The 23905-nt window shown below is 69.9% G+C and carries 24 protein-coding genes; 13 read left to right on the top strand and 11 right to left on the bottom strand.

The annotated features are described in order from the left end of the window. Positions 1–201 precede the first annotated feature (201 nt). From E8A74_RS23435 to E8A74_RS23425, 3 genes are all read left to right on the top strand, one after another. Positions 202–1104, top strand: a complete 903-nt coding sequence (locus tag E8A74_RS23435; protein ID WP_170229313.1) for an undecaprenyl-diphosphate phosphatase — start codon at positions 202–204, stop codon at positions 1102–1104. Next, positions 1074–2171, top strand: coding sequence for a mannose-1-phosphate guanylyltransferase (locus tag E8A74_RS23430; RefSeq protein WP_136931280.1), 1098 nt, complete (start codon positions 1074–1076; stop codon positions 2169–2171). The genes E8A74_RS23435 and E8A74_RS23430 overlap by 31 nt, the downstream gene beginning before the upstream one ends. Positions 2172–2250: 79 nt before the next feature. After that, positions 2251–2655 (top strand): CBS domain-containing protein, encoded by a 405-nt coding sequence (locus E8A74_RS23425; RefSeq protein WP_136931279.1) that lies wholly within the window; start codon positions 2251–2253, stop codon positions 2653–2655. A gap of 3 nt (positions 2656–2658) precedes the next feature. On the opposite strand, the gene E8A74_RS23420 is transcribed toward E8A74_RS23425, so the two are convergent. From E8A74_RS23420 to gshB, 4 genes are all read right to left on the bottom strand, one after another. Then, the gene (locus E8A74_RS23420) at positions 2659–3282 is read right to left on the bottom strand and encodes a hypothetical protein (RefSeq protein WP_136931278.1); all 624 of its coding nucleotides are present in this window, start codon (positions 3280–3282) and stop codon (positions 2659–2661) included. A gap of 52 nt (positions 3283–3334) precedes the next feature. Then, complete coding sequence (gene folK, locus E8A74_RS23415; RefSeq protein ID WP_136931277.1) at positions 3335–3823, bottom strand: 2-amino-4-hydroxy-6-hydroxymethyldihydropteridine diphosphokinase; 489 nt, start codon at positions 3821–3823, stop codon at positions 3335–3337. 22 nt (positions 3824–3845) lie between these two features. Further along, positions 3846–4160, bottom strand: coding sequence for a hypothetical protein (locus E8A74_RS23410; protein WP_136931276.1), 315 nt, complete (start codon positions 4158–4160; stop codon positions 3846–3848). 163 nt (positions 4161–4323) lie between these two features. Further along, positions 4324–5274, bottom strand: coding sequence for a glutathione synthase (gene gshB / locus E8A74_RS23405; protein ID WP_136931275.1), 951 nt, complete (start codon positions 5272–5274; stop codon positions 4324–4326). A 114-nt stretch (positions 5275–5388) separates the two neighbouring features. On the opposite strand from gshB, the gene ggt reads away from it, so the two are divergent. Further along, entirely contained in the window at positions 5389–7182 is a 1794-nt protein-coding gene (gene ggt, locus E8A74_RS23400) for a gamma-glutamyltransferase (protein WP_136931274.1), read from the top strand. Positions 7183–7296: 114 nt separating this feature from the next. Here the strand turns inward: ggt and E8A74_RS23395 are convergent, their stop codons facing one another. Genes E8A74_RS23395 through E8A74_RS23385 form a run of 3 tightly spaced genes read right to left on the bottom strand, consistent with a single transcriptional unit; the run spans position 7297 to position 9608 of the window. Next, positions 7297–8163, bottom strand: a complete 867-nt coding sequence (locus E8A74_RS23395) for an anti-sigma factor family protein (protein ID WP_136931273.1) — start codon at positions 8161–8163, stop codon at positions 7297–7299. Then, entirely contained in the window at positions 8160–8864 is a 705-nt protein-coding gene (locus E8A74_RS23390) for a sigma-70 family RNA polymerase sigma factor (protein WP_136931272.1), read from the bottom strand. The genes E8A74_RS23395 and E8A74_RS23390 overlap by 4 nt, the downstream gene beginning before the upstream one ends. 30 nt (positions 8865–8894) lie before the next feature. Continuing rightward, complete coding sequence (locus tag E8A74_RS23385; protein ID WP_136931271.1) at positions 8895–9608, bottom strand: polyhydroxyalkanoate synthesis regulator DNA-binding domain-containing protein; 714 nt, start codon at positions 9606–9608, stop codon at positions 8895–8897. A 102-nt stretch (positions 9609–9710) separates the two neighbouring features. Here E8A74_RS23385 and E8A74_RS23380 point away from each other — a divergent pair, with 102 nt between their 5' ends. The 4 genes from E8A74_RS23380 (at position 9711) to E8A74_RS23365 (ending at position 15485) form a co-directional block, all read left to right on the top strand. After that, on the top strand, positions 9711–10523 hold the full coding sequence (locus tag E8A74_RS23380; RefSeq protein WP_136931270.1) for an ABC transporter ATP-binding protein: 813 nt from the start codon (positions 9711–9713) through the stop codon (positions 10521–10523). Positions 10524–10532: 9 nt separating this feature from the next. Beyond that, entirely contained in the window at positions 10533–12491 is a 1959-nt protein-coding gene (locus tag E8A74_RS23375; RefSeq protein WP_136931269.1) for an NADH-quinone oxidoreductase subunit H, read from the top strand. 91 nt (positions 12492–12582) lie between these two features. Next, entirely contained in the window at positions 12583–14313 is a 1731-nt protein-coding gene (locus E8A74_RS23370) for a serine/threonine-protein kinase (RefSeq protein WP_170229312.1), read from the top strand. Then, positions 14310–15485 (top strand): serine protease, encoded by a 1176-nt coding sequence (locus E8A74_RS23365; RefSeq protein WP_136931267.1) that lies wholly within the window; start codon positions 14310–14312, stop codon positions 15483–15485. Before E8A74_RS23370 ends, E8A74_RS23365 begins: the two co-directional genes overlap by 4 nt. A gap of 79 nt (positions 15486–15564) precedes the next feature. Here E8A74_RS23365 and E8A74_RS23360 read toward each other — a convergent pair whose 3' ends face one another. Beyond that, positions 15565–16485 carry a hypothetical protein gene (locus E8A74_RS23360; protein ID WP_136931266.1) on the bottom strand — a complete coding sequence of 307 codons (921 nt, stop codon included), beginning with the start codon at positions 16483–16485 and terminating at the stop codon, positions 15565–15567. Between the two features lie 408 nt (positions 16486–16893). Continuing rightward, positions 16894–17064 (bottom strand): hypothetical protein, encoded by a 171-nt coding sequence (locus tag E8A74_RS52580; RefSeq protein ID WP_170229311.1) that lies wholly within the window; start codon positions 17062–17064, stop codon positions 16894–16896. Between the two features lie 74 nt (positions 17065–17138). Here E8A74_RS52580 and E8A74_RS23355 point away from each other — a divergent pair, with 74 nt between their 5' ends. Further along, entirely contained in the window at positions 17139–18017 is an 879-nt protein-coding gene (locus E8A74_RS23355) for an alpha/beta fold hydrolase (protein ID WP_136931265.1), read from the top strand. 9 nt (positions 18018–18026) lie between these two features. Here the strand turns inward: E8A74_RS23355 and E8A74_RS23350 are convergent, their stop codons facing one another. Next, positions 18027–18743 carry a hypothetical protein gene (locus E8A74_RS23350; protein ID WP_232379704.1) on the bottom strand — a complete coding sequence of 239 codons (717 nt, stop codon included), beginning with the start codon at positions 18741–18743 and terminating at the stop codon, positions 18027–18029. Positions 18744–18881: 138 nt separating this feature from the next. Between E8A74_RS23350 and E8A74_RS23345 the strand changes: the two genes are divergently transcribed. The 4 genes from E8A74_RS23345 (at position 18882) to E8A74_RS23330 (ending at position 22420) form a co-directional block, all read left to right on the top strand. Beyond that, the gene (locus E8A74_RS23345; protein ID WP_136931264.1) at positions 18882–19427 is read left to right on the top strand and encodes a hypothetical protein; all 546 of its coding nucleotides are present in this window, start codon (positions 18882–18884) and stop codon (positions 19425–19427) included. Beyond that, positions 19424–19837 carry a hypothetical protein gene (locus E8A74_RS23340; RefSeq protein WP_136931263.1) on the top strand — a complete coding sequence of 138 codons (414 nt, stop codon included), beginning with the start codon at positions 19424–19426 and terminating at the stop codon, positions 19835–19837. Before E8A74_RS23345 ends, E8A74_RS23340 begins: the two co-directional genes overlap by 4 nt. 81 nt (positions 19838–19918) lie before the next feature. Continuing rightward, the gene (gene ffh, locus E8A74_RS23335) at positions 19919–21583 is read left to right on the top strand and encodes a signal recognition particle protein (RefSeq protein WP_136931262.1); all 1665 of its coding nucleotides are present in this window, start codon (positions 19919–19921) and stop codon (positions 21581–21583) included. 12 nt (positions 21584–21595) lie between these two features. Continuing rightward, a complete protein-coding gene (locus tag E8A74_RS23330; protein WP_136931261.1) occupies positions 21596–22420 on the top strand; it encodes a carbohydrate-binding family 9-like protein in 825 nt (274 codons plus the stop codon). A gap of 4 nt (positions 22421–22424) precedes the next feature. Here E8A74_RS23330 and E8A74_RS23325 read toward each other — a convergent pair whose 3' ends face one another. After that, a complete protein-coding gene (locus E8A74_RS23325; RefSeq protein WP_136931260.1) occupies positions 22425–23705 on the bottom strand; it encodes an agmatine deiminase family protein in 1281 nt (426 codons plus the stop codon). Positions 23706–23905 lie beyond the last annotated feature (200 nt).

Below are 23905 nucleotides of genomic sequence, written 5' to 3'. Positions count from 1 at the left end.
GGCACGGGCGCGAGCACGACCGCAGGACAAACGTCCGCGGCCGGCGGAGGAGCGGCCGGGACGCACGGGACCTCGCAGGCCACGACGGGCGCGGGCGGCAGTGAACAGGGCATGACGCAGGGCGGCTCACGAGAGAAGGCGGCCTGACGCCGAAGCGGCCCGGATGGACAACAGCGCCGCGGCGCTGCTATCACTGGCCGCGTGCTGCCGCTCGCGGAGGTCGTGCTCTTGGCCGGGATTCAGGGCCTCGCGGAGGCGCTGCCGATCTCGCGCTCGGGGCACGACGCGGTCGTCCGCCTGTGGCTCGATCCAGGCCGCAGCGCCGCGGCGCTCGAATCGATCTTGCACGTCGCGACGGCCTCCGCGCTGCTCGTCGGCGCCCGGCGGCACCTCGTCGCCGCGGTCTCCGAGGGGCTCCGGGCCGTCGCGCGTCCCTCGCTCCTGCGCTCGTCGAAAGGCGCGCACGACGCGGCCGTGCTCGTGGTCGCGGCGGCCGCGAGCCTGCTCTCGCGCGCGCTCGCGGCGCCGTTCCTGGAGCTCTGGACCGGCGCGCCGATCGCCGTCGGCTTTGGCCTCGTCTGGACGGGGCTCATCGTGGCCACGATGAGCCTCGCGCCGGCCGGGCGCGTGGAGGCGCCGTCGCTCTCGCTCGCCGCGTTGCTCGGCCTCGTACACGGGACGGGCGCGCTGCCCGGCGGCTCGGACGTGGGCGCGGCGCTCGTGATCGCCATGTGGATGGGCACGAAGGCCGATCGGGCGCTCGATCTGGCCTTCGCGCTCACGGGGATCACGCTGCTCGTGTCCTTCGTCGCGGGCCTCGGCGCGCGGCCCGAGGTCACGGAGATCGGCGCGCCTGCGATCGGCTTCGGCCTCGTGACGGCTTTCCTCGGCGCGACGGTCGCGATAGGCCTCGCGCGCAGCTTGCTCGAAAAACACGCCCTCGCGCGGCTCGCGTTCTGGGTCCTCCCCTTGGGCTTCGCCACGGTCTCGTACGGCCGTTCGTTTGGCGAGGCTTCGACGCGGGAGGCGCCGGCGCCTGCGGCGATGGCCGTTATGTCCATGGATGACAAACCATGCAATCCGCTCCTTCCATTTACGCCCTGATCCTCGCCGGCGGCGCCGGCACGCGTTTCTGGCCGGCCTCGCGCGCCGCGCGGCCGAAGCAGCTTTTGCCCCTGGTCGGGAAGTCTCCGCTGATCCGGCAGACGGCGGAGCGAATCACGCCGCTCGTCGGCTGGGAGCGGCTTTTCGTGGCGACGGGCAAGCACCTCGTGGAGCAGACGGCCGAGGCGCTGCCGGAGCTCTACGCCGAGAACACGCTCGTCGAGCCCGCCGCGCGGAACACGGCGCCTTGTATTGGTTGGGCGAGCTTTCACATTGCCCGGACGAACCCGGACGCGGTGCTGATGGTGCTGCCGAGTGACCACCACGTGCGCGACGTCGCGGGCTTCCGGTTCGCGCTGGAGCGCGCCGTGGCCTCCGCCGCGCGCGGGACGATCACGACGATCGGAATCAAGCCCACGCACGCGGAGACGGGGTATGGATACATCGAGCTCGAAGGAGAAGCGCGCGGCGTGGAGGCGCTTCCGGCTACGCGATTCGTCGAAAAGCCGGACGCTGCACGCGCGGAAGCCTTCGTGGCCGGCGGTAAGCACCTCTGGAACGCGGGGATGTTCTTCTTCCGGGTGCGCGACATGGTGGACGCCATCCGCGCGCACATGCCCGCCCTCGCCGAGGGGCTCGACGCGATCGACCGCGCCGCCGAGGAGGGGGAGGAGCAAGCCGCGCTCGACAAGATCTTCCCGACGTTGCCTTCGATCAGCATCGATCACGGCGTGATGGACCACATCGACCATTTCGCGGTCGTGCCCGGCGATTTCGGCTGGAGCGACGTGGGGAGTTTTCAGACCGCGTTCGACCTCGCCGAGAAGGACGCGCAGCAGAATGCTGCACCCCAGAGCGCGCTGTTCGTCGACGCGCGGCGGAACCTGGTGCTCGATCTGCGCACCGGGGCGGAGGAGGGCAAACGCGTGATTGCGCTCGTCGGCGTGGAGGACCTCGTGGTGGTGGAGACCGACGACGCCTTGCTCGTGGTGCCGCGGGCGCGGGCGCAGGACGTGAAAGAGGTCGTGGCGGCGCTCAAGTCGCGCGGACGAACCCGCCTCGTTTGAACCAAAAATTCAGCCTGCGGGGACGGACGCGCGCGAGGGGTGGACAGGGCGGGCGCGAGGCTCCATTCTACCCCCGGCCATGAAGGGACACGCGCGCCACATCATGACGCATCACGCCGACGCCGTCTCGCTCGGGACGCCGCTCGAAGAGATCGCACGCCTGCTCGTGGACGCGCGGATCGGCGGCGTCCCGGTCGTCGACGAGCACGAGCGCGTGGTCGGATTCGTGAGCGAGACGGATCTGATGGCGACGCTGCTGCAAGGGCAGACGCCCGGGGCCGCGGCGCGCGACGTGATGAGCCATCCGCCGATCGTCGTGGACGAGTTCGCCACGACGGACGAGGTGATGGCCATCCTCCGCACGGGGCAGATCCACCATTTGCCGGTGGTGCGGAGCGGACGGCTCGTCGGGATCATCACCCCGCTCGACGTGCTCAGGTATTTCGTGGAAAAGGTGATGCCGCCCGAGCCCGAAGTGGGCTGATGCTCAGAGGTTGAAGAGCTCGGCGCAGCAGCTCGTCTGCGGGCCGCACGTCTCGGCGTCGGGGTTCGTGCAGGTGCCGACGACCGCGTCGCCCGTGGTGCACGTACACGTCGTCATTCCGCCGTTTGCGGGGGTCTCGCAGCTCGTCGAGTAGGGCTCACCCTTGCAGGTCGAGGAGCAGCCGCAGCTCGATTCGCCGTTCGGACCGGCGCCGGCGAAGCATTCTGCTTCGAGGCAGCCGTTCGCCATCTGGCACATCAGCGCGGCCTCCTGCTCGTCGTTGCACTCGGGCGGAGGGTCGTTCGGACAATCCTTCGCGGCGGGGATGTAACACGCGAAGAGCGCGCCGAATTGGTCCTCGCATTCGGGGGGGATGTCGGCGAAGGCCTCGTCGCAAAACGCGTTGCAATCGCCGAGCTGCATGCCGCAGTTGTTGACCTCGCCGACGTGGCAGTAATCCATGCACACCTGCCTGGCATCGCCCGGCGCCGCGCCGCCCGTGCCGCCGCTGCCGCCCGCGCCCGCGCCACCTTGCCCGTTATTCGTGACGTCACTGCCGCACGCGGCGAGGACCTGCGCGGCGCCCAAAAGAAAAAGCCCAACCAAGGAAACACGAAGCTTATGCATGACGCGACCATACCCGCTCCCCGCGGCTATGTCGAGGACGCTTCCGTGCGTCTTATGCACGCATCATTGGCAAGTGCGCCGCAGGGAGCTCGTCGTAACGTTTCCCCGTGCGCGGGTGCGTCGCGTCGGGGGCGACGTCGAGGAGCGGGCGGAGCGCGAAGACGCGGCCTTCGAGGCGCGGATGCGGGACTTCGAGGCCAGGCTCGTCGATGCATTCCCCCTCAATCCAGAGGATGTCGATGTCGATCGTGCGAGGCCCCCAGCGGACGGGATCCGGCCGGACGCGGCCGAGCGAGCGCTCGATGGCCTGCGTCCGCGCGAGGACGTCACGCGCAGGCAAGGCCGTCGAGACGAGGACGGCGCCATTCAAGTAATCCCCTTGAGGAGGTCCGCCCGCCGGCGGCGTGACGTAGAGCGGCGAACAGTCGACCACGACAAACCCCGGCGTGTCGCGCAGGTCGGCGATGGCGCATTCGATCGTGGCGGCACGGTCGCCGAGGTTCGAGCCGAGGGCGAGGGCGATGCGCCGGGCGTGCAGCATGTGTGTCGTGTAAGGCGCGGGGTCAGTCGTGGGGATCGGTGGCGCGGCGGCCATTCGAGGCGCGGCGGCCTTCGGGGCGCGGCGGGAAGGCGCGCCGATCCTCGCCCCAGCGGCGCGGAATGGGCGACCTGCGTTCGATGCCGCTGCCGGCGCGGATGGTGACGCCGACGAAGAGCGCGCGGAGTTCTTCGAAGGTCTCCGGGCGCGCAGCGACGACGGTGGCCGCGTGGCTGCGGCAGAGGTGGAGCGTGCGTCCCTCGATGTAGACGCGGACGAGCGAAGTCGTCGCCGAGGCCTCGGCGGCGCAGACGGCGCAAGCGTGGGCGGGCGGGGCCATGCACGAACCCTGGTCGAGGGGAGCCGCGCGGGCCAAATTTTGGGGGGAGACGGGAGAGCGCCGCTCGGCGCTTTGCGAGCTCGCCTGCCGAGCTCGCCTCGAGGGGGTGAATCGGCCGGGCTTTGCCTGGCCGAGAGGGGGACGCGAGGCGTCCCCCTCGGGACTAACGCAAACGGGCGTTTTTTTCGGCCCACTCGATGACGCGGGCCGACTGGTCCTGGCCGGTGAAGCGGCTGAGCTCCTGGATGCCGGTCGGGCTCGTGACGTTCACCTCGGTGAGGTGTTCGCCGATGACATCGAGGCCCACGAAGTAAAGGCCGTCGGCCTTGAGGCGCGCGCCGACCGAGCGGACGATCTCGCGCTCGCGCGGCGTGAGTTCGGTCGGGACGACGCTGCCGCCGACGTGGATGTTCGAGCGGATCTCGTCGCTGCGCGGGACGCGGAGGATCGCGCCGAGGGGCTCGCCGTCGAGCAGGAGGATACGTTTGTCGCCCTGGGACACAGCCGGGAGAAACTCCTGCACCATGGCGAGCCGCTGGCCCTCGCCGGTGAGCATGTCGGCGATGGCGCGGGCGTTCTTGTCGTCCGAGCGGAGCATCATGACGCCCCAGCCGCCGGCGCCGTCGAGCGGCTTGATGACGGCCTTTCCGCCGACGTCGCGGACGAAGTCGTGGATCATGTCGCGATCGGCCGTGACGAGCGTCTTCGGCGTCCACTCGGAGAAGCCGAGCGCGTAGAGCTTCTCGTTGGCGTCCCGCAGGCCGCGCGGATCGTTGATGATGAGCGTCTTGCCGCGCGCGGGCTCGAGCATGAGCGTCGCGTAGAGGTAGGCCTGGTCGAAGGGCGGATCCTTGCGGATGAAGACGGCCTCGACGTCGTGCAGCGGCAGGCGTTGCGCGCCTTCGTCCCGGCGGAGCGTAATGTAAGGCGGATCGGGGAGAATCTCGACACGGTGCGCCGTGGCAAACGGAAAACCCTGCGAGACGTAGAGGTCCTGCGGCAAGCAGTGGAAGCTCTGATGACCACGCGCCTGCGCCGCGCGGATGAACGCGAAGGTGGTGTCCTTGTCGTGCGTCACGCGGGTCAGGGGGTCCATCACGAACACGAAGCGCATGGTTTGGCTCTCCCGTCGGGGATCGAGGGCTTTCTCCGGCCACGGTTGATCCCCGCGGCACGGCCGGGGCATCCTAGCGCACGCGCGGGGCGCCCGCGCAGATGGAGCTGTGCCATGCGAACTCTCCGTGCCCTCTCGACGGCATCGTTTGCCGCCGCCCTCGCGCTGCTGGTCGCCTTGCCCGGATCGGGTTGCAGCGCGCCGGCCGCGCGCTCGCCGGACGAGGCCACGGCGAAGGCGCCGCCCGCCGCGCCCACGCCCGCCGCGCCGCCCGCGAACCTGATCCCGCAAGGAACCGCGCAGGCGCCCGCGCTGGCCGCGCCCGCTGCGCCGACGAAGCACAAGTACGCCGTGGCGACGGAGAACGCGACGGCGTCGGCGATCGCGATGGATGTGCTCGCCCGCGGCGGGAGCGCCGTGGACGCGGCGATCGCGGGGGCGCTGGCGATCGGCGTCGTGCATCCCGTGTCGAGCGGGCTCGGCGGGGGCGGGTTCGCGACGGTGTACGACGCGAAGACGAAGGAGATCCGGATCCTCGATTTCCGGGAGACCGCGCCGAAGGACCTCGTGCCGACGGAGCTCACGAAGCGGCCGGTGCCCGAGGACCACCGCGGCGTGATGACGGGCGTGCCCGGCGAAGTCGCGGGGATCGCGGAGATGCACGCGCGCTGGGGCAAGCTCGCGATGGCCGATCTCGTGCGCGGCGCGGCGGACGCGGCAGAGAAAGGTTTTCCCGTGAGCGCGCACATGACCCGCGCGCTGAAGTGGAACGAGAAGTGGCTGCTCTCGTCGCCGCGGTACGGGCTCTTCGCGAAGGCCGGCGCGATCGTGCCGGCGGGCGAGATGGTGAAGAACCCGGCGCTCGCCGCGACGCTGCGGAGGATCGGCGCCGAGGGGAAGAAGGCGTTTTACGAGGGGGCGATCGCGGCCGATATCCTGGCCACGGCGCGGGCCGGCAAGTGCCGCATGACGAAGAAGGATCTCGAGGACTACAAGGTGCTCGATCGAGAGCCGCTGCGGACGCAGTGGGAGGGCTACGAGGTCGTCACGATGCCGCCGCCCTCGGCCGGCGGCGTGATGATGCTGGAGACGCTCCACATGCACTCGAAGGCGGATCTCGCGGCGCTCGGGCACAACACGGGGGCGTACACGCACCTGCTCGCCGAGACGATGCGCGGCGCGGTCGCGGATCGGGTGCGGCTGCTCGGGGATCCCGCGTTCGTGAAGATGGACGTGGCGAAGCTCGTGAGCCCCGAGCGGATGAAGGCGCGGCGCGCGAGGATCTCGATGACGTCGACGACGAAGGCCGAGAACTTCCCGGTGACCGACGCGGGTACGACGCACATCGTGACCGTGGACGCCGAGGGGAACGTCGCGTCGATCACGACCACGGTGAACAACATGTTCGGCGCGCAGCTCGTGACGGAAGGCGGGTTCTTGCTGAACGACGAGCTCGCGGACTTCACGGCCGAGCGCGTGGAGAAGCTGTTCGGCATGTCGAAGGGGCCGAACTATCCGCGCGGCGGGGCGCGGCCGACGTCGAGCATGACGCCGACGATCGTGACGAAGGACGGCAAGCCCGTGCTCGCGTTCGGCGGGTCGGGCGGGACGCGCATCGCGACGGGCACGACGCAGGTGCTCCTGTCGCACCTCGTGTTCGGCATGCCGGTCGACAAGGCCGTGGCCGCGCCGCGCTTCGAGACGCCGCCGACGGGCGGGTTGTTCATCGACGCGGCGATCGGGACGGAGGTGCTGCAAGACCTGGAGAAGCGCGGCGAGGTCGTGGACACGAGCAAGCCGAACTTCTCCGCGGTGCAGGCCGTGTCGATCCAGGAGGGCCCGGACGGCGCGCGGGTGCTCACCGTCGGCGCCGATCCGCGCAAGGGCGGCGCGGGGCTCGTGCAGTAGGAAGGGTTTGTCGGGGACGAGGAGGGGGTCGTCGGGTTCGTTCCCGCGAACCCCTCGGGGGGCTGGGGGCGTCGCTCGGTTTGTCTGAGCGTACCCCCGAGCGTCGAGCGGCTGTTACTGCTGCGTGGCGGCGAGGACGAGCTGCGCGCTGCGTTCGTCGTCGAAGTCCGTCGCGAGCGCGTAACCGACGCCGCTCTTCTCGACCGCCGCAACCGAGTAGCCGCGGAGTTTGCCCACGTAGACGGGACGCTCCCGCACGACGCGTGGTTCGAGCCGCGTGACGCGCATCATCGGCACGGCGCGCGGATCGAAGACGTACACCGTGACGCGGTGTTTGCCCTCGACCGTGTACTGCAGGAGCGCCGCACGTTGATCACGCATCGCGTGCACGCGCGCGCCGTTGAAGCTCGCCACGAAGGGCTGGAACGCAGGCCGACGCACGGGCACGCCGACGAGCGGGTCGAAACGGACGAGCTCTTCGGGGTTCGTCGTCTCGGGCGGCAAGGGATGCGCGTGGAGCGCGACGAGATCGTCGAGCAGCGAGTCCATGCCAGCCGCAGCCATTTCCGTCGTCGCGCCGATCCGCGCGAGTTCCGGCGTGACCACCACGTCCTTCTGGTTTTTCGCGGCCGCCACCGTGAGCGCGACGCCAGCCGCAGCCGCGAGCGTCGCCGCGTATTTCCAGCTCACGAGCTTCGCGGAGTGGACCTCGCGATCGGCCTCTTTCACGCGACGCTTCTCGGCGAGCATCGCGGCGTGGATGCGCGCGCGCATCGCGTCGGGGACACGCTTCGCGGCCGTGCGCTTCATGCTCGCGCGCATCACCCGCAAGAACGTCACGCGCTCGGAGCACGTGCCGCAATGAAGGACGTGCGCCTCCATGTCGACCGCGTGTCCTGGATCGAGCTCGCCGTCCACGTACGCCGACGTGCAACGCGAGAACAACGAGCACTCGTCGGTCATCACCTTGAGCCCATTCATACCGCAGCACTCCGCTTCCGCTTCCGGTACGCCGCGAGGTCCGTCGGGGCCTGGTCGGCCTTGTTCGAAGAACCCTCGCTCACGATGCCCAGGGCGACAGCATGGTCGCGCAACGTCTTCTGCAAGAGCTTCCGGCCGCGGTGCAGCCGCGACATCACCGTGCCGATCGGCGTGCCCATCGCCTCGGCGATCTCCTTGTAGGAGAGCTCTTCGATGTCCGAGAGCACGACCGCGACGCGGAACTCCGGCGGCAGATCGTCGAGCGCGCGCTGCACCTCGGCCTCGACCAGCGGCGCGAGGGCCGCCGTCTCGGGATCCCGCATGCCGCGCATCGTCGTCGCGCCGATCCATCCGTCGGTCAGCGACTCGACATCCGGACCTTCCAGGATGTCGCGCTCGAGTCCGCCACGCCGGTAGCGGTTGATGAAGGTGTTCGTGAGGATACGAAGCAACCAGGCCTTAAGGTTCGTGCCCGGCTCGAACTGGTCGCGGGCACGCATGGCCTTCACGACCGTGTCCTGGACGAGATCCTCGGCCTCGGTCGTGCTCCGTGTCATGCGGCAGCTCACCGCATACAGCGTGTCGAGGTGGCCAAGCAGCTCCACCTCGAAATTGTCGACCCCCGGCGCGCCGTCCCCAGCGCCGGAGAAGCTCAGGTCCTGGGCGACCGAAGCTGGCTTTTTACTGAAGAAAAATGCCATCGCGGTCTCCCAACAGGAGCACCCCCCCGACTATTCCTCGGTCGAGGTCTCAGGCTTCTCGGGTGTCTCGGGCGTGTTGGTCGGCTCACCACCGAGCTTGCGCACGATGGCTTCGAGCTCCTCGACGCGCTGCGAGAGGCGGTGAACGTCGGCCTGAAGGTCGCGGAAGAGGCCGACGCCGGGCAGGATGTGACGGATCCGCTCGTCCACGGCGTGCTGCCACTGGTCGAGGGTCTGCTTTGAGCTCTCGACGATCTCGGACAGACGCGCCTTCGCGCCATGGGAGGCGGCGGGTTTGTCCGCCTCGGCCGGAGCAGCGGCGGCGGCAGGCGCCGGCGGTGGTTGCGTGGGGGGTTTGTCCGGGATGGCCGGCGCGGCCGCCTCCGCGGGGACGTCTTCGGTTCCGCCGCCCGGGATGAGCCGACCGATCGGGCCCTCGCGGAGCGTGTTGAGCAGGCGCTCGCCGCGCTCCTGGATCAGGTCCCGCAGCGTCCCGAGGGGCACGCTTCGCGGCTGGGACTTGAGGTCCTCCGAGATGATGAGCGCCAGCGTGACCTCGGTTTTGTCCTCCTTGGTCGCGTTGTCGATGATCTGGACCTCTTCGCCCGCACGGACCATCTCCCCGATCTGCTGGAGGGTCACGTAGCGGCTGTCCTTGGTATCGTACAACTTACGGTTGGAGTACCGCTTGATGACGCGCCGCGGCGTCGCACTGGCCCCCGAGGTCTCCTTCACCGTATCCATGATCTCCCCTTCGCGCCTCGACTGAATTGGACCACCTGTAACTCATATGTGCAAGCTGATGACAGCGTGAATCGTCCGAGGGCCGGAAATGTCGCGGATGCCATGAATGCCATCGAACTATCCGGGGTGTCGGTTCGCTACGCATCGGGAGGCGCGGCGCTCGAGAACATCGACCTTTCCGTGCGAAAAGGCGAGATTTGCGCGATCCTCGGGCCGAACGGGGCCGGGAAGTCGACGCTCGTGAAGGTGATCTCGGGCGCGCTTCAGCCCCAGCGTGGAGAGGTACACGTTCTCGGCGAGCCACTCGCGCGCCTGGAGCGTCGGGAGATCGCGAAGAAGATCGCGCTCGTGCCGCAGTCGTCGGAGCCGGCGGTGGGCTTCGTGGTGCGCGAGATCGTGATGATGGGCCGCGCGCCGTACCAGGGCGCATGGATGCGCGCGTCGAGGCACGATGAAGAGGCCGTGGCGAGGGCGATCGCCGCGTGCGAGCTCGAAGCGCTGGCGGATCGGCGCGTGTCGGAGCTGTCGGGCGGCGAGCAGCAACGGGTCGCGATCGCGCGGGCGCTCGCGCAGGAGGCGCCGGTGCTGCTCCTCGACGAGGCGACGGCGCACCTCGACGTGCGGCACTTTCTGGCGCTGTCGGAGCTCGTGTGGCGCGAGGTGCGGGATCGAGGGCTCGCATGCGTGATGGTGCTGCACGACCTGAACGCGGCGGCGCAGTACGCGGATCGGATCGCGCTCTTGAAGGCCGGCAGGCTCGTGGCGCACGGGACGATCGAGGAGGTGATGACGTACCGGCGCCTCAAGGAGGTCTTCGAGGCGGAGCTCTACGTGGGCGTGAACGAGCTCGACAACGCCCGGTATTTCCTGCCGGTTCGCCCTCAACTTGGCCCTTTGCCGCGGCGCGATGGATAAGCCCGGGCCATGCCCGGACATGGAAGGATCACGCTCGCCCTCGCCTGCCTCTTGGCGATCGGCTGTAACGTGAACGACACCGCGCCCGACCTCCTGCGGGTGGTCGACGTGGCGCCGCGTGAGCTCGAGTCGGGCGATCGGCTGGAGGTGCTCGGGACGAACCTGCCGACGGGAGAGGCGCGCGAGGCGACGATCACGTTTCGCGGGACGTTGAAGCGGCCCGGAGAAGCGCCGATCGAAGGGCAGACGATCGTCGTCGACAAGGCGAGGATCTCGACCGACAAGGTGAGCGCCGCCGTGAGCGAGGCGCTCGTGGCGCGGTTCTGCGGGCAGGGCGACGACGCGGCGCACACGACATTCCACGGGAACGTGACGGTGACGCTGGAGACGAAGGCCGAAGGCGCGCTGCCGGTGACGGGGTCGGTCAAGGACGTGACGATCGACGTGCGGCCGAAGGCGCCGCGGCGCGCGATCGCGCTGGCCCGCGAGCGCGACGGGCAACGGGCGCTCGATTTCCTGGGGATCACCGTGTCTCCGGACGCGCCCACGTCGAGCGGGATCGTGGTGGCGGCGGTTCGTCCGGACAGCCCCGCGGCCGCGGCGCGGATCGAGGGCGGCGACGTGATCACGAGCTTCGAGGGCATGAAGGTGACGAGCGTGGCCGACGTGATCCCGAGCGGCGAGGAGCGCGCGCCGCTCGCGACCGTGCGGCGCGGCGCCGAAGAGCCGCGGGTCCTGCCGATCTCGATCGAGGGCTTCCACGCGAGTGCGCCGTCGGACCTGCTCGGCGCGGCGATCGTGCTGGGTTTGTCTGCGGCGACGTTGCTCGTGTTCGCGACGCCGCTCGGCGCGCTCGTGGCGTGGCTCGTGCGGCGCGTGGCGTCGCGGCTCGCCGCGCAACGGAACGGGAAGAAGGCGCTCGCGCGTTCGCCGGTCGCGCGGCTCGCCTCCGAGGTGCATCGCGAGGTGGCCTCGGCGATCGCGCCGCCGGACGCCGATCCGATCCTGTCGAAGCTCGCCCCGGTGCTCGCGTTCGCGGCGATCTCGGCGACGTTCGTGGTGATGCCGTTCTCGCAGCGGCTCGTGGGCGCGGACCTCGACGTGGGGATGCTCTTCCTGCTCGCGCTCTTGGCGCTGCTCGGGCTCGGGTTCGTGACGGGGGGATCGCTCGCGGGGCAGGCGTGGTCCGTGCTGCGAGGTCTGCGCGGTGCAGGACGCGTGTTCCTGCAGGAGCTGCCGGCCTTGGTGGCGATCGTGTGCGTCGTGTCGAGCACGGGATCCCTTCGGCTCGAAGACATCGTCGCGGCGCAGGGCGGGCAGGGAGGCTCGCCGTTCGACGCGGGTGGGTGGCCCTGGCACTGGTTCGTGTTCCGAAACCCGGCGACGTTCGTGTTGTTTCTCGCGTACGTGACGTCGATGATCACGGCCGATGGGCGCGCGTCGGGCGCGCTGCGGGAGGCCGAGGCGAACGGAGACGAGCTCGCGCCACCGGCCAAGATCGGCGCGCGGCAGCTTCTGTTCTACTTCGGGGAGTGGGCGCACGTGTTCGTGGCCTGCGGGATCGCGAGCGCGATCTTCCTCGGCGGCTGGCAACTGCCGGGCGTGGCGGGCGCGACGCAGGAGAGCGCGGGCGCGCTGAAGATCGTGGGCGCGCTCTTGTTCTTGCTGAAGAGCTGGGGCCTCGTGCTGACGGTGGTGTGGCTGCGCTGGGCGCTGCCGCGGCTCTGCGCGGAGGAGCGGTCGCGGATCGCGCTGCGATGGTTCTTGCCGCTCGCGCTCGTGGCCTCGGCGTTTGTCCTGCTCGGCGGCCTCGCCACGACGACGATCGGCTTTGGCCGGAACGCGGGGCTCGTGAGCGGGGTGGTGACGTTCGTGACCTGGGCCGCCTTCGCGGCGCATTTCGTGCGACGAATCCAGGTGGATCTGCGGGAAACGCGGTCTCCCCTGCACCTGAACCCCCTGATCTGATCGGAGCGAACGGCCCCGGAAAAGGCGGCGCGGATCACGGCGCGCGCACATTGTGCCCGCGTCGGGCCGCGTTCGCTTTATCCTCTGCGCGGTGGGAGCCGCGAGCCGAACGGCCCGGGAGTTCTGCACGGTGTGCGGATGGCCCGTCCACGGGCCACGCTGCGACGCCTGCGGGGAGTACCGCGCTCCGCTGGCGCTCGAAGACTCGATGCGAAGGTTCGTGCCGCGCGGGCACGCGTCGCTGGATCCTTCGGGGCTGGAGAGAGCGACCGAGGCGTTCCGGCGCGGCGAGTACGCGCGGGCGCTCGGCCTGGTCGTTGGTACAGAAACGAATCTGACGGCGCGCGCGGTGAACCTGCCCGAGGGGCCGGGCTGGGCGCTCATCGGCAAGGAGTCGAGCGTGTTCCTGTCGCTCGACATGCAGTCGATGCATCTGATCGTGGAGTCGCCGGTGGCGCGCCTGCCGCGCAGCCAGCGTGTCCCCGCGATGCGGCTCTCGCTCGAGCTCTGCGACGCGGAGGCGATGACGTCGCGCGTGTGCCTGCGGGACGATCTGCTCCTCCTGCGCTTCGTCACGCAGCTCGGCGCGGCGTCGCCGCCGCTCGTGCGGCACGTGATACGCGAGATGATGTCGACGTCGGAGCGGTACGCGGAGATCTTCGTGGCGTCGTTCGACGCGCGCACCGCGGCGCACGGAGACGCGCGCGGAGGCGGCGGGTGGGAGTCGCTCGGGAGGAAACGAACGCTGTCGACGCTGCAACCGGCGCCGCAGCGACGATCGGTCGTGCCGCCGCCGCCCTCGACGCTGCGGCCCGCGGACAACACGACGCCGCCGGACGACGATCTGCCGCCGATCCTCGCGCCGGCCTTCGCGAACGAGCCGTCGCGCGGGCCCGCCGCGGAGGAGGAGCTGCCGCCGGTGCTCGCGCCGTTCCGCCTCTCCGATACGTGGCGCGGCGAGGACGGGGTGCCGCCGGTGCTCGCGCCTCCCGAGAACGTGCCGCAGACAGCGCGGCTCGGGGTTCCGCAGACGTCCGCGTTCGCCGCGCCGCCTGCGCCGGACCGCGAGCCGCCGCCGGAAACCGCGCGCCTCGGGGCGATCCCGTCGCTCACGACGCCGCTCCCGTTCGCGGCGCCCGTCGCGCGTCGGCGCACCGTGCCGGGGATGCCCGCGGTCGATGGCGTGACACGTCCCGGCTCGCCGGACCTCGACGACGCAGCCGCGCGCCGGGCGCTCACGCCCGCGGACAAACTCTGCGAGCTCTTGCACCAGGCGCAGGCGCTCGCGACGGCGCTGAGCTACGAGGAGCGGCCCGCGACGATGCTCCTGCTCGTGCGGGCCGCGGTGTACCGCGCGATCTACGAGTTCGGCGAGGCCGTGCCCGACGCGGTCTCGTACCTCTACCGGAACGCGTCGAGCGTGACGCGGGCGATCTGGCCGAGCGCTTCGCCCCCCGGCAAGCGTCCTTCCTCGCCGATCCCGATGGCCGAGCCCGCGCTGCTCGCGATGGAGCGGATCGTCGCGGTGCGCGCGCAGCTCCCGAAGGAGCGCGCGGTCATCGTCGAGCCGCTCGCGACGGCGGCGCAAGCGCGCGAGCACCTCGCGCGGTACGTCGAGGAGATCGAGCTCGCGCCCCAGGACGCGACGCTCCGCCACTTTCTCGCGCTCGGCGCGCTGACGGAGCTGCTCTCGCGCACGCGCTTGCCGGCGCAGACGTCGCAGCGTCTGAAGGAAATCGTGGCGCACGCGCTCCGCGACGTGCCCAAGCAGGCGGCGCTCGATCTGATGATGACGGCGCTGAAGAGGATCGCGTCCGGATGAGCTCGCGTATCGCCTCGTCGCTCGGGGAACTCATGCAGCACGGCGGCGCGGAGGAGAGCGTGCTCGGCGTCGCGCGTCGTGGTGTCGTGACGGTGACCTCGGGGACGTCGAGCGGCACGGGATGGGTCGCGCTCGGCAACGGCGTGATCGTGACGAGCTGGCGCACGGTCGGGTTCCAGGCCGAGGTGACGCTCTCGACAGAGGAGGGCAGGCGCGCGGCGGGGCGCGTCGTCGCCGTGGATGCCGAGCGAGATCTCGCGTTCGTGCTCCCGCTCGAAGCGCTCGGCGTGGTGCCGCTGCCGCTCCGCGCCGATCCGTTGCCGCGGCTCGGCGAGGCCGTCACGACGCTGATCGCGGCGCCCGGCGACACGCTCGTGACGGCGATGGCCGTCGTGTGTGCCGAGGGGCGCGGCGGCGAGCTCGCGGCGCTCGATCCGGATCTCGGCGTGCGTGCAGGTCGTGGCGGCTCGCCCGTGATCGACGCGGCGGGGCGCGTGATCGGCGTGATCACGACGGCGCGGCGGAGCGGCCGGGATCCGCTCGATCGATCGCGATGTGTCCTGCCCGTCGGGCTCCTCTCGCGCGACCTCCGCGCGCTCGACGTGCCGGCCGAAGGGCTCGGCGAGCGCACGCTCATCCATCGCTGCCCCGGCTGCACCGAGGCGTTCTCCGCGGACAACGATCGTTGCGAGTCGTGCGGGATCCTCCTGCCGCACGCTTACGAGAGCGAATCCCCCGGGGCCGAGCGCGTCGTGCGTGATGCGCTCGCTGCGCTGGGGATCGTCGCGAACAAGGCGCGCGTGGGGCCACGGGCGTGGCGCATCCAGCACCGCGCGCTCGGCGGAGACGCGACGCCCTCCGAGGTCACCGTGCGCCTCGACAGCGCAGGCTTGCAGGTGATCCTGCGCGTGCCGCTCGTGCGTTTGCCCTCGGCGAACCACGAGCCGTTTTACCGACTCCTTCTCACGGCGAACGACCAGACGTCGGGCGTGTGTCGTCTGTCGCTCGCGGGGGACGTCGTCGTCCTCTCCTTCTTCGAGCCCGTGAGCGCGTTCGCGAGCGAGCACGACGTCGCCGCGGTCTTCCACGACCTCGTGCGGCTCGCCGATCAGTACCGCAAGGTGCTCGCCGAGCTCTTCGGCGCCGAGCCGCTCCGCGACGGCTCGTGGTGATCACGCGCTTCGAAAAGAAAACCCCGATCCCGGGGAACCGAAACCCGGGATCGGGAGGAGGAGCCGACGATCGCGATGCTCAGTTGCCCTTGCTAGGGACGTACTGGCTTCCGCCCTTGCTGGGGACGTACTGGCTTCCGCCCTTGCTAGGGACGTACTGGCTTCCGCCCTTGCTGGGGACGTACTGGCTTCCGCCCTTGCTAGGGACGTACTGGCTGTCGCCCGCACCGGCGTCGTACTGATCGTCGTACTGATCGTTGCCGCCGCCGTACTGGCTGTCGCCGCCGTACTGGCTGTCGCCGCCGTACTGGCTGTCGCCGCCGTACTGGCTGTCGCCGCCGTACTGGCTGTCGCCGCCGTACTGGCTGTCGCCGCCGTACTGGCTGTCGCCACCGTACTGGACGTCGCCCCTGCCACCGTACTGAGTGTCGCCCCCGCCGCCGTACTGGACGTCGCCCCCGCCGCCGTACTGCGTGCCGTAGTCGCCGCGGTCCTTGGCGCCGTGCGCGTCGCAGGTCACGCGGTCGCGCGAGTAGGGGATGTTGTTCGTCTCGTCGAGCAGACGCGCGTTCATGAGCGTCACCCGCGTGAGCTCCGGCTGGTAGCCGCTGCCGCGGCAAGCGTCGGCGCCGCGGAACCGATCGCGCGGCATGATGAACTCCCCGTTGACGCGGCCCTGCCGGTTCGCCTGGAAGCTCTTCGCATCCTTCCACGAGTCGCGCACGACGATCGGATCGCCCGCGTACTGCCCGCGTCGATCCTTGCATCGGTACGTGGCCTGGAGGTCGGCGTCGAGCGAGTAACGGATGTTCTGCCGGCGGATGTTCGACTGCTCGAAGCCGAACCGCAGATCGCCGTTGTCGAGGAGCTTGGCGTCGACGTCGCCGAAGCGCGGACTTCCGTCGTAGCGTCCGCCGTTCGCCGATGCCTCGTCGATGCTCAGGAAGGGTGCGCTCGTGGCGATCGTCGCAGCCAGGAGGAGCTTGATCGAGTTCTTCATCGAGATACCTCTCCTTGTCTCGCGTGCCGCCCTCGCTCGGTTCGCGCCGCGCGTGGGGAAGACGCCTCGCGACGAGCCGTCCGCTCGTCGTCGAAGCGCTCGCTCACGTCGCAATGCAAGGCAGCGGCCGTGGGCCTTTCGGGCCTCGCGCATCCAGCCCGCGTGAACGCGCAGAGGCACATGCGGGGAATTCTCGGACCACGCGGCGCGTGTTCTCCACGAATCGTCTCGCTTGGGAGCCGCATCCGCCCCGAGACGATCGAAGCCGTCTTCGGCGGTTCGCGCGCGTTCGTCCCGCGCGTCCCGGCGTGCGCCGATTTTGCCCCCGTCTATTCGCCCACGACCAGAGCGTGTGCACGCGCGTCCGGACACGTCGATGCGAGTCGAGCGGGACGTACGCGTCCGTCGTCAGTCCTTCTGCGTTCGCTTCGAAACGACGGCCGCGAAGACGAGCCCAATCGGGCCGAGCACCGCGCACGTGAGGAACCAGAAGCAACCGCCGCGACCCTTCGTCGTGGCGATCCAAGCGCCGAGGATCCCGCAGAGCAGCCAGACCGGAATGCCGAGCTCGAGCTTCATCCCTGATCGCTAGCACGCGGACGCACGTCGCGCGGTTCGCCCCCCGTCACGCGCGCCTCGTGTAGCCTCTCGCCATGGCGGCGACGAAGACGCTCGTGACGAAGACGATCGACCTCGGCGATGTCGAGCTCTCGTGCACCGTGCACGGCGACGGGCCCCTCGTCCTTTGCGCGCACGGCTTCCCCGACGACGCGCGCTCGTTTCGTGCTCAGATCGATCCACTCATCGCGCGAGGCTTCCGCGTCGCGTGCCCGACGATGCGCGGCTACGCGCCGAGCGGCATCCCGAAGAGCCGTCGTTACGATGCCGAAGCCCTCGGCCGCGACCTCTGCGCGCTCGCGGATCGGCTCTCGCCCGGCTCGCCCGTGCGCCTCGTCGGCCACGACTGGGGCGCCGTCGCCGCCTACGCCGCGACCGCGCTCGCGCCCGCGCGCTTCTCCCATCTCGTCACGATCGCCGTGCCGCACCTCCGCGCCACGTTGCCGAGGCTCGCGCAGCCCGCGCAGCTTCGTCGCTCCTGGTACATCGCCTACTTCCAGCTCCGCGGCGTCGCCGAGCGTGGCCTCGCGAAGAACGACTTCGCGCTCATCGATCGCCTCTGGCGCGACTGGTCTCCTGGCTACACCGCGTCCCGCGAGGACCTCGATCTCATCAAGGCAGGCATCGCTCCCCGCGTGTCCGAAGTCATCGGCTACTACCGCGCGTTCTTCTCGTCGCGCGTGCTCCTCGGCGAGGCACGGCGCCTCCTCTTCACGAAGACGACCGTGCCCGCGATCCACATCCACGGCGAGGACGACGGCTGCATCGGCGTCGAGCTCGCGCGTGGCATGGAGGAGCGACATTTCCTCGCGGGCATCCGTGTGCACACGGTGCCGCGCGCGGGCCACTTCGTGCACCTCGAACGACCCGAGGTCGTGAACCCGATCCTGCTCGATTTCCTCGGCGCACCCTGACGCGCGCGTCTACCGCGCTTCGCCGTCGCGCACCCGCGCGAGCACGCGCACGATGCCCGCGAGGTTCCACGCGGCGAACCCCAGGAAGAGCGCGACCAGCGCGACGGCCCAGCGCGACGCGCGCGGCGAGCTCCCGTCGATGAGCACCCAGGCGTCGTCGGGCACGGCCTTGTTCGTCTGCGCGTGCACGGATTCGGGCAGGCGCGCGTGGCGCAGGCCTGCTTTGCGGAACGGCACGAGCCGGCCGGCGAAGCTCGTCGGCGGCATGAAGCGGGGACCCTCGAAGCCCTCGGGCACGCGGATCTCCACCCAGATCTTCTCGTTGCCCGCGATGGGCGCGAGCCGGAACGAGTCCCCCTCCGCCGCGCGCCCGTAGCGGATCGCCCCCGTCGTGCCGAGCAGGCCCGTCGCGCGCACGTAGCGGTTCTCCAGATCCGCGCCCGGCGTGAGCGTCGCGAGGTCCGGCACCTCCATGAGCTGGCCCGGCGTGAGCGCGTAACGTGCTTCTCCGGACAGCACGAACGCCATCCAGGCGGCCGCGAGCGTCGTGAGCGCCATCAACACCACCGTCGCCGTGCGCTCGCGTTTCGGCGGCGCGGGCAGCGCGATGAGGTCGGGATCCGACCCCGCGGCGTCGAGGGCCGGCGGGCGGGGCGCGGTCAGGGTGGGCGACGGATCGCGGGGCACGAGCAGGGCGGTGGGGGTCGGGTAGCGGTGTCCGGTCACGAGTATAACCGACGGACATCGCCGGGCGGTCCGGGTTCCTTCGTCCTCGCGTCGGATTTCCGCTGCCTGCCGTCCGGTTCCTCGCGGCCGGGCGGGGGATCTCTTGCCCTCTTGCCCTCGCTTTTCTAGCCTACGCGCGTGGCAACGTCCGCGAAGAAGGTCTCCTCCGTCGTCTGCCCCTCCTGCGGAGCGACGAACTCGCCCGTCCCGCCGAGCGGCCGGTGCGTCTCGTGCGGCGCGTCGATGGATCTCGGCCGAGGCCGTGACGAAGGCGGTGAAGGGCGGCGCGGCAGCGACGGCTTCAGCGTCGCATGGGCCGGCATCGCGCTGCTCGTCCAGGCCGTGCTCACGGCGGCGATCGTCGTCGGTTTGCCGATGGTCGTCAGCGCCTTCGACTTCGAGGGCCGCTACGGGATGATGATCGCGGTGCCCGTGTGGTTCGTCGGGGGCATCCTGCTCGGCATGATCTCGCCGGGAAAGACGGTGGCCGAGCCGGTCGTCGCCACGCTGCTCGTCGCGATCCCCACGGTCTTTCAGCTCATGAAGTCGCAGACCGTCCGGACGCTGCCGCTCTTCATGTACGTCATCCTCGCGGTGATCGGCGTGCTCTTCACGATGGTCGGCTCGTACATCGGCGAGCGCATCCAGATGGGCCCGGCGCCGAAGCGCGCGGGCGCGGATTGATCCGCCGAGGCCCGCCCCTCCTCGCCCTGGGCCTCGCCTCCGCCCTCGGCTGCACGTCTGCCGGAGCCGAGCAGGAGCGCGCGCTCCTCGCGGCGATCGAGGCCCTCCGCGACGCGCCGGCCGAGGACCTGGCCGGACGGAAGAACCTGCTCTCGGCGCTCGAAACGAAGCCTGCTCCGAGCCCCGAGGCCCAGCGTGCCCGGGACAATTGCGTCGAGGCCTACCGCCTCCTTGGCGAGGGCAAGGAGGGCACCGAGGCCGTCAAGCGCGCGCTCGGCGGCGCGGGCCCGGTGCCGAAGACCCTGCTCGCCGACCTCGCCGCGGCCGAGGAGAAGATCCGCAAGAGCAGCGAGGAGGCCATGCCGGCCTGCGAAAAAGCGGCGACCGAGCTGCGCCTTCGCCGCCGCTGACGGAGTCTGGGGAACCAGGCAAGGGAAAACGCGCGCGAGGGGGTACGGACGCGCGCGCCTCGTGCTAAAGAGCGCCCCCGTATGTTCGACACGCTCGCCCGAGGTTTTCGTCAGGCCCGCAACCGCCTCGCGGGGCTCACGGAGCTCTCCGAGTCCAACATCGAGCCCGCGCTCCGCGAGGTGAGGCTCAGCTTGCTCGAAGCCGACGTCGAGATCGGCGTCGTGAAGGCCTTCCTCAGCCGCGTGAAGCAGAAGGCCGTCGGCCGCACGCTCGAGGCGAAGGTGAAACACGAAGGCGAGACCATGCAGGTCTCGGCGAGTGATCACTTCGTCAAGATCTGCCACGACGAGCTCGAAGCCATGATGTCGCACGAGGGTGAGCCCATCGTGTGGGCGTCGGGCCGCCCGACCGGCCTCATGATGGTCGGCCTCCAGGGCTCCGGTAAAACGACCACTTGCGCCAAGCTCGCGCGGCACATCGCGAAGCAGGGCAAGAAGCCCATGCTCGTCGCGGCCGACATGCAGCGCCCGGCGGCCGTCGAGCAGCTCAAGGTGCTCGGCAACCAGATCAAGATCCCCGTCTTCAACATCTCGGGCAAGTCGCCCGTCGAGATCTGCGCGGCCGCCGAGGCCGAGGCGAAGAAGCTCGGCCGTGACGTCATCATCTACGACACCGCGGGCCGCCTCGCGATCGACGAGAAGCTCATGCAGGAGCTCGCGGAGATCAAATCGCGCGTCGCGCCGGAGAACATCTTCCTCGTCGTCGACGCGATGATCGGCCAGGACTCGGTGAAGACCGCGCGCTCGTTCCACGAGCGGCTCGGCATCAGCGGCGTCGTGCTCACGAAGCTCGACGGTGATGCGCGCGGCGGCGCGGCGATCAGCATCAAGGAGGTCACGGGCGCGCCCGTCCTCTTCAGCGGCGTCGGCGAGACGACGGACAAGTTCGAGGAGTTCCGCGCCGACGGCATGGCGAGCCGCATCCTCGGCATGGGCGACGTCGTTGGCCTCATGCAGGATTTCGAGCAGGTCGTTGATCAGAAGAAGGCCGAGAAGGACGCCGAGCGCTTGCTCCAGGGCGACTTCTCGCTCGACGACTTCCTCGAGCAGGTCCGCATGATCCAGAAGATGGGGTCGCTCAAGGACCTCGTCGACAAGCTCCCGCTCGGCGGCATGTTCCCCGGCGGCCTGCCGAAGGACGTGAACCTCGACGACCGCGAGCTCGTGCGGATCGAGGCGATCATCCAGTCGATGACGCGCTTCGAGAAGCGGGATCCTTACGCGCTCATCCGTGAGCCGCGGCGCGCCGAGCGTATCGCGAAGGGCTCGGGCACGAACGCCGAGGCCGTCGCGGAGCTCGTGCAGAAGTTCCTGTTCATGAAGCAGATGATGTCGGGCCTCGGCCAGAACATGGGCATGATGGGCAAGATCCCCGGCATGAAGCAGATGGCCCAGATGCGGAACATGCAGAAGGCCATGGCTGGCATGGGCGGCGGCGGCATGCCGGGTTTCCCGGGCATGGGCGGCATGCCGGGCATGCCGGGCGGCTTCCCCGGGATGGGGATGCCGGGCTTCCCGGGCATGGGCATGCCGGGCTTCCCCGGGATGGGCATGCCGGGCATGCCGGGCGGCGGCGCCGAGGGGCCGAGCATGACGAAGATGCGCACCCTCAGCCAGGCCGAGAAAAACGCGAAGAAGTCGCAGCGCAAGCGCGAGCGCGACGCGCGGAAGAAGGGCCGGAAGTAACAAGGAGCGCGCATGCGTCGATTCGTCTTCGTCGCGTGCGCGCTCGCCCTCGCCGCGTGCTCGCGGGATCCGGGCGGCGGCAAACCCGAACAACAAGCGGGCGGGACGGGCGCGAAGAGCGCGCCCGGTGAGGATCCGCGCCGCGTGATCAAAGAGATCACCGTGAAGGCGATCTCGTCCGGCGAGACGATCACGATCGACGGCAAGCTCGACGAGCCTGCGTGGGCGAAGGCGACGGAGACGGGTCCTTTCGTCGACGTCGCGTCCGGCGCGGTAAACCCGCGGATCCCGGTGCAGGGCAACGCGCGTCTCCTCTGGGACGACCAGTTCCTCTACGTCGCCTTCGACGTGAAAGACACGACGATCCGCGGCGGTTTTCCCACGGACGCGCTGGATCCGCACCTCTGGGAGCGCGACACCGTCGAGGTCATGATCGACCCCGACGGCGACGGCGACAACAAGGACTATTACGAGATCCAGGTGAACCCGCAGAACCTGGTCTTCGACTCGCAGTTCGACGATTACAATCGTCCTCGGGGCGGAAACGCAGGTCCCTTCGGGCACCAGGACTGGAGCGCCGGGCTCACGAGCGCGGTCGTCCTCCGCGGCACGATCGACGCGGACGAGGACAAGGACGAGGGATACACCGTGGAGGCGCGGATCCCCTGGAAATCGTTCGCCAAGGCAAAAGCCTCACCGCCCGCGCCCGGGGATGCCTGGCGGATGAATTTTTATGCGATGCAGAACAACGGCGGCGTCGCCTGGTCCCCGATCCTCGGGATGGGGAATTTTCACAAGGCGGCGCGGTTTGGCCGGGTGAAGTGGGTGCGCGAGTAGCCGCTCAGCGCGGCTCCTGCTGCGTGATGCAATGAATGCCGCCGCCGCCGAGGTTCACGGCCTCGGCGTCGATCGGGACGATCTTCCGCCCGGGAAACACCTCCCCGAGGATCCGTTGCGCGGCCGCGTCTTTTTCTTTCACGCGTGAAGGCCTCCCCTCTTTGGAATAGACCTGCACGAGGACCACGCCGTTCGTGACCAGGAAATTCAGGTAGCTCGTCGACACGATGATCCGCACCGGCGAGCCCTTCGGAAAGGGCACGCCGCTCGTGTACTGCATTCTCTTCAGTGACTCGTAAACGCCGTCGCCGGGGCCGAGCGTGTCATAGAGCGGCTCGGGCATCGGGACACGCACGATCCGGAATGGACGGCCGTCCTGATCCACCGACGCCTCGATCGCCGCGCGCGCCCGTTCGAGCCGCTCGCGTGTCATGGCGTGGATCACATCCGCCCGTGCCTCCTCCTCGGTCACCTCGCCGAGCAGAATCGTGTGGGCATCGGCGAAACGTGCATATTCGTCGATGTGCCCGCCCGGCGTGAGCGGCGTGTAAATGCCGCCCGGCAGCGGCCCTTCCCACGTCGCGTCGTCCTCGGCGATTCCTTGGGGCAGCCACACGAACGCTTTGGCGCCGAGCGTCCTCCGGAACTCCGCCTCGATTTGCGCGCGTGACATCCCCGGGTTTCGTTGCCGCTCCACCTGCTCCGTGAGCATGAACGTCCCCGCGCCGTTCGACTCCCGATTGCCCCCTTCGCTCGACATGCTCGATCGCACGACCGGCAGGCCCCGCAATGCCGCCACGTTTCGATCGACGGCGTCCTCCATCAAACCCATCGGGCTCGATCGATCAAAACCGGGATATCCCCAGGCATTGTACGCGTAATCGACGACCGCGCGTCCGCCGCCGCTCGTCTTCACGAAGATCGGCCCCATGTCGCGCAGCCAGATGTCTGCGTGTGGCATGGCGTGGATGCGTACGTGATCGGACGGCACGGCATCCTGCGCGAGCCGCTCCCGGATCACGCCCGCCTCCGCCTCGTCCTGGGCGAGCAGGTCGACCGACACGTGGCCGTGGAGCGCGCGGACGATGTCCTCCACGACGCGCTCGGTCGGGTGCCCCGCCTTGTTTTCGTAGGTCGGCCAGGCGAGCCAGATCGACGTATGTGGCTCGAACTCGGCCGGGAACGAATACGTGGTTCCGGGCTCCGCCTGCGGGACGGCGGCCCCGGGGGGCGTCGTACACGCCGCGATCACGAAGCCGAGGAGGGCGAGGGCCATTCGACGCATGGGAGGCGTGACTCGTACCACGAGTTGCGTGGGGCCATCGAGGTCGCGGTCGGCGAAAGCCGCCACGGCGGGAGCCTCGGCTTCGACGCGGGAGGCTCAAGCGCGGCGGCGACGGCTTGCGGGGGCGATCGAGGCGGCCGAAGCGGCGTTGCAACGTGTTGCGGGGGCGGTTGGGGCGGCGGAAACGGGGTCGCAACGTT

This window comes from Polyangium fumosum (assembly GCF_005144585.1).
GTDB classification, from domain to species: domain Bacteria; phylum Myxococcota_A; class Polyangia; order Polyangiales; family Polyangiaceae; genus Polyangium; species Polyangium fumosum.
This window is presented reverse-complemented; position numbering and strand designations above follow the sequence as displayed.